5 protein-coding genes and 1 pseudogene are annotated in these 5,078 nt (G+C 65.2%); all 6 read right to left on the minus strand.

Going from position 1 to position 5,078, the window contains the following annotated elements:
* A pseudogene (locus tag EOD07_RS21910) lies at positions 1 to 249 on the minus strand (phosphate starvation-inducible protein PhoH); the annotation flags it as partial.
* A gap of 127 nt (positions 250 to 376) precedes the next feature.
* Complete coding sequence (gene miaB, locus EOD07_RS21915) at positions 377 to 1,786, minus strand: tRNA (N6-isopentenyl adenosine(37)-C2)-methylthiotransferase MiaB (RefSeq protein ID WP_127236958.1); 1,410 nt, start codon at positions 1,784 to 1,786, stop codon at positions 377 to 379.
* Positions 1,787 to 1,860: 74 nt separating this feature from the next.
* Entirely contained in the window at positions 1,861 to 2,673 is an 813-nt protein-coding gene (locus tag EOD07_RS21920; RefSeq protein WP_127236959.1) for a lysophospholipid acyltransferase family protein, read from the minus strand.
* 26 nt (positions 2,674 to 2,699) lie between these two features.
* On the minus strand, positions 2,700 to 3,194 hold the full coding sequence (locus EOD07_RS21925; protein ID WP_040985961.1) for an N-acetyltransferase: 495 nt from the start codon (positions 3,192 to 3,194) through the stop codon (positions 2,700 to 2,702).
* Positions 3,194 to 3,883 (minus strand): tRNA (adenosine(37)-N6)-threonylcarbamoyltransferase complex dimerization subunit type 1 TsaB, encoded by a 690-nt coding sequence (gene tsaB, locus EOD07_RS21930; RefSeq protein WP_127236960.1) that lies wholly within the window; start codon positions 3,881 to 3,883, stop codon positions 3,194 to 3,196. Before tsaB ends, EOD07_RS21925 begins: the two co-directional genes overlap by 1 nt.
* A gap of 239 nt (positions 3,884 to 4,122) precedes the next feature.
* Positions 4,123 to 5,078 (minus strand): DUF1513 domain-containing protein (locus EOD07_RS21935; RefSeq protein WP_245470393.1); only part of this gene is annotated, 956 nt, incomplete at its 5' end.

Consider the following 5,078-nt stretch of genomic DNA (forward strand, 5'->3'; position numbering starts at 1 on the left):
ATCCTGCAGAAGGGCGTCGACGTCCGACTGGCCGATGTCGACGCCCTTCTGCAGGATACCGTAGAGCGTATCCAGCGCGCGGCGCGCCTGTTCGGCGGCCGAAGCCGAGCCCTTGATCGCAAGCTGGTTGCCGCGCGAGCGGATATCGACGCCGAGCTTCTGCTCGAGCCGGGCCAGATTCTCGTCGAACTGACCGTAAAGGGCGCTGGCAAGCTTGTTGTTGTCGAAGGTCAGTACGATGTGCGCCATGTCGGAAGCCCCGGTCGCCTGGTTCTGGGGCGGATTCTTCAGTTCGGCAGCGCTCAACCGTCTCTCCTCATCTGCCGAGGCTTGCGGCTATGCAGGTCGTTTCCCCAAAATCGCGGGACGACATGCATCAGGCCAACTCGGCGAACAGGCTGTTGGGGCCTGTCTTCGTGATTCGTACGTCAATAATGTCACCGATTCCACCGGCCTTGTCGTCAACAATAACCGGGTTCAGCCATGGCGAGCGGCCGACAATCTGGCCGGGGCGGCGACCGGGCTTCTCGATCAACGTGCTGACGGTGCGGCCGACCAGGCCGGCGATGAAAGTCCGCTGCTGCTCGTTGATCAACGCCTGCAGGCGCTGCAGCCGCTCGTCCTTCACCGCTTCGGCGAGATGCCCGTCCATTTCGGCGCCCGGCGTGCCGGGGCGTGGCGAATATTTGAACGAGAAACAGGCCGCGTAACCCACCTCGCGTACCAGCTCCAGCGTCGCCTCGAAATCCTCGTCCGTCTCGCCCGGGAAGCCGACGATGAAATCGCCGGACATGGCGATGTCGGAGCGTGCGGCGCGGATGCGCTCGATGAGCGCCAGGTAGTCACGTGCCGTATGCCTGCGGTTCATCGCCTTCAAAATCCGGTCGGACCCCGACTGCACCGGCAAATGCAGATAGGGCATCAAGGCGGGCAGGTCACGATGCGCTGCGATCAATTCGTCGTCCATGTCGCGCGGATGGCTGGTGGTGTAGCGCAGCCGCGCCAGGCCGGGGATTTCCGCAAGCCGAAACAGCAGACGACCGAGGCCCCATTCCTCGCCGTTTTCGCCGACGCCGTGCCAGGCGTTGACGTTCTGGCCAAGCAGCGTCACCTCGCGCACGCCGGCTTCGGCCAGGCGCTCGGCCTCGGCGACGATCTGCGCCACCGGGCGCGAGACCTCAGAGCCGCGCGTATAAGGCACTACACAGAAGGTGCAGAACTTGTCGCAGCCTTCCTGCACCGTGAGGAAGGCGGTGACGCCCCGCTTTGCCAATTCGGCGCGTTTCGGCTGCGGCAGATGCTCGAACTTGTCCTCGATGGCGTATTCGGTCTCGACGATCTTCTCGCCGCCGCGGACCCTTGCCAGCACGTCGGGCAGCCGGTGATAGGTCTGCGGGCCGATGACCAGATCGACCGCAGGGGCGCGACGGATGATCTCGGCGCCTTCGGCCTGCGCCACGCAGCCGGCGACGCCGATCAGGAGCTCGCGGCCGGCCTCGGCGCGCTCGGCTTTCATGTCGCGGATGCGGCCAAGCTCGGAATAGACCTTTTCCGCCGCCTTTTCGCGGATATGGCAAGTGTTGAGCAGCACCAGATCGGCGTCTTCGACGGCGTCGGTGGCGACATAGCCGTCGGCCGCCAGCGCATCGGTCATGCGCTGGGAATCGTAGACGTTCATCTGGCAGCCATAGGTCTTGACGAAGACCTTTTTCGCCGTCCGGTCCGTGCTGGCCGAGTGCTCGGCCGCAGCGCCTGTGTCGTGGCTTTCAATCGTGTTCAAATCCATCGCGCGGCTTCTACCGCCTTTCCGTGACAAAAAACAGACGATTCTGGCAGGTTGCGGCGCCGCGCGTCCCGCTTTCAGGCGACACGCTGACGACTGGGACGCGGATCGGCGAGCGCGGCCTGCATCATCTCGCGCACCTTGGCTTCCATCAGCCTTGCCGTTTCCTTGCGGTTCGAGCCCTTGGCGAACGGCACCGGCGCGCCGAAATGCACCTCGGCGTCGATCGCGCCTTCGGCAAGCAGGGTTTTGAGATGCGGCATCAGGTCCTGGTCGCCGATCCAGGCGGTCATCGGCCTGTGGCGGCGGCCCATCGGCATGCCATGCAGGCGCGTATAGGCGATCGCCACGGGCTGGATGAAGACCTGGTCCGCAGCACCCTCCGAGATCGCCATCGAGGCCGCGCCGAACAAGGTGCTCTTGAACGGCAGAACGAGGTTGCCGTCGCCGGTCGAGCCTTCGGCGAACAGCACCATGGCGTCGCCTTTTGCCATCCTCTTGGCGATCTCGCTTGCCTGGTCGCCAGAGGTGCGCTTGCGCTCGCGTTCGATGAAGACGGTGCGCTGCAGCTTGGACAACATGCCGATCAGCGGCCAGCCCTCCATGTCGGCCCTGGCGATGAACTTCACGTCGACGAAGGAGCCGAGCACCATGATGTCGGTCCAGGAGATGTGGTTGGCCGCCACCAGCAGAGGGCGGTCCTTGGCCAAGGCGCCTTTCACATGCACCCGCATGCCCAGCGCCCGCAGGATCATGCTGTGCCAAATCTTCAGGATGAAGGTTTCGGGCCACAGCCCCGTCTTCATCGACAGGATCTGCAGCGGCACCAGCACGAGCGAACAGACGACGACATAGAAGAGCGCCAGGAAAATCCGTAATTTCTTGATCATTCGCTCCGCCCTATCGCGCGGACTGGCTAGCGAAGATCGCGGCGCATGACAAGCGCGCCGGTCGGGCCATGCTCGGTCGAACGGTAATAGTTCGGGCGATGACCGACCTGGATGAAGCCAAGCCTGCGGTAAAGCCCGATCGCGGGCGCGTTGGTCTCGTCGACCTCGAGGAAGAGCGCTTCGGCACGCTGCGCATGAAGCTCGCGCAGCACCGCATCCATCAATTGCCAGCCAAGGCCCTGGCGGCGATGGCTGCGGGCGACGGCCACGGTCAGGATTTCGCCCTCGCCGGCCGCGAGCCGCGCCAGCACGAAGCCGACCGGGGGTTTCGATCCCTGTCCTGTCTCCCGCGCGGCATAGCCGAACACGGTGTCCTGTTCGAGGAGCGCTGCGAACTCGCCGTCGGTCCAGGGCCGCACGAAATCCTCGCGATGCAGCACCGAGACGGCGGCGCTGTCGGCAACGGTCAGCGGTTCCAAGGCATAGTCCCTGCGACGCGGCTGAAAGAACGGTATGCGCATCAGGGCTCGTTTCCCTTGTCCTGCCTTGGCAGAATGAAGCCCGCCTGCGGCTTGGCGTCGGCGCCGCGCAGATAGAGCGGCTTGGGCTTTTCGCCCGGTCCCTTGGCGGCAGCCAGTCTGGCATAGGTCGCAATGTCGGCCGTGGCGGCGATCGGGCCGGTGTCGAAGGCGCCCCCCACCGCCCGGGCGATAAGCGGCGCAGCGGTGCCGGCAAGGACTGCTTCGGCGTCGATGGCCATGGTCGTCGCCTCGGAAAGTGTGACTACGGAAGGTCCGTAAGCTTCAGCTAACGCTTTATCATAGAGCGCGGCATGGATTTCCTCGCGGCCGGCGTTGAGCGCGGCAAACACCGCGCGCCCGGGAAAAGCGCTCGCCCCTTCCGCCGCCAGGGCTTCCAGCGTCGTCACGCCGATCGCCGGGATCTTCAGCGCCAGCGCCAGGCCGCGCGCGGTCGAAACGCCGACGCGCAGGCCGGTGAACGATCCGGGCCCGACCGAGGCAGCAACGGCGTTGAGGTCGGGATAGCCGACCCCGCCGGCTTGTAGGGCCGTCTCGATGACGGCCATCAGATGCTCGGCATGGCCTTTGCCGAGATCGCGCACCTCGCGGCCGAGCTCCTTCTCCGCATCCGCATCATAGACGCAGGCAGCACAGAGGTTGGCGGCACAATCGATGGCGAGCAGCTTCATACGGGCGGCTTCATTCAGGCAGCGTCATAGGCCGGTTAAAGAACTGGATCGAAACACAATTCCCTCTGCCCGGCATAGGCGGCCGCCGCAAGGGCCAGGGCGCAGAAATGTTAAGCGGCTTTGCTTCTCGAGCGTTTCACCGTTTCGCGGAACCGGCGAGCCGCTCTATCTCTTTGTTTTGACGCAATTCCGGACGGAAACCGCTCACACTTTTCCTGGAATTGCTCTAGGCGCGGCGATCACGCCGTCGCGACAATGCGCAGCATGTGGTTGTCCCAGACATAATCCGGCTCGGAACGGGTGGCGCCAGCTCCGCCGACGATCTCGCCGGCGCCGGTCGTCGCCATGAAGCCGGCGCCGTCGGGCGCAAGGCCGCAGACCTCGACCAGCGACCTGGTCGCGACCACGCGTCCGCTGGCGGCATCGAGGACGGCCAGCGAATTGCCCTCCGGCGAGGTGACGGCGACCGTGCCGGTGGCGGCGTTGGCAGCGACCGAGCCGATATAGTTGCGGAAGCCGGAGAGCACGTCCCGCGGCATCTCCAGCAGCTCGAGTTCCTTGCCGCGCGCGGCGCGGCCGACCAGCGCCGGGCGGTCGGTCGCCGGCCCGCGATATTGGCAGCCGAACCAGACGGTGCCCGACTGGTCGCGATCCATGTGGCGGATCGAAAGCTGGTGCAGCGCCGGCGGCAATTCGTGCTTTTCGATGAGGTCGCCGGTGGCGCGGTCGACCAGCGTATAGGACGGCTTCATCGTCGCGATGTTGAGCTCGGCGCGGCCATAGTCGGGATGGGTTTCGATGCCGCCATTGGCGATGGCTAAGGTGCGGCCGTCGCCAAGCAGGAGCAGCTCGTGAGGACCCATGCCGTAGGTCGGGAACTCGCCAATGCGATTGAATTTGGCCCGCGCGTCGTAGACACCCACGACACCTGCCGCGTTGTCGAAATCGTTCTCGGTCGCATAGAGCAAGGCGCCGTCGGGCGAGAACACGCCATGGCCGAAGAAATGCCGGCCGGCGATGCTGGCGATGGTTAATGGCTTGTCGCGGCCGGCATGGTCGAAGACCACGGCGAAGGTGCCGGGCTGGCGGGGGAAGACCACCGAACGTTTCGACACCGGATCGAAGGTGACGTCATGGCCGCGATCGGGCAGATCGACCGTGGGCAGAATTTTTCCCGCCTCGGAGAGCACGGCGG

It is taken from the genome of Mesorhizobium sp. M2C.T.Ca.TU.002.02.1.1 (assembly GCF_003997225.1).

What these genes read in the sequence shown, in the direction of transcription:
- tsaB (WP_127236960.1), bottom strand. Translation starts at nt 3,883, where the DNA reads ATGAAGCTGCTCGCCATCGATTGTGCCGCCAACCTCTGTGCTGCCTGC.
- miaB (WP_127236958.1), bottom strand. Translation starts at nt 1,786, where the DNA reads ATGGATTTGAACACGATTGAAAGCCACGACACAGGCGCTGCGGCCGAG.
- EOD07_RS21925 (WP_040985961.1), bottom strand. Translation starts at nt 3,194, where the DNA reads ATGCGCATACCGTTCTTTCAGCCGCGTCGCAGGGACTATGCCTTGGAA.
- EOD07_RS21920 (WP_127236959.1), bottom strand. Translation starts at nt 2,673, where the DNA reads ATGATCAAGAAATTACGGATTTTCCTGGCGCTCTTCTATGTCGTCGTC.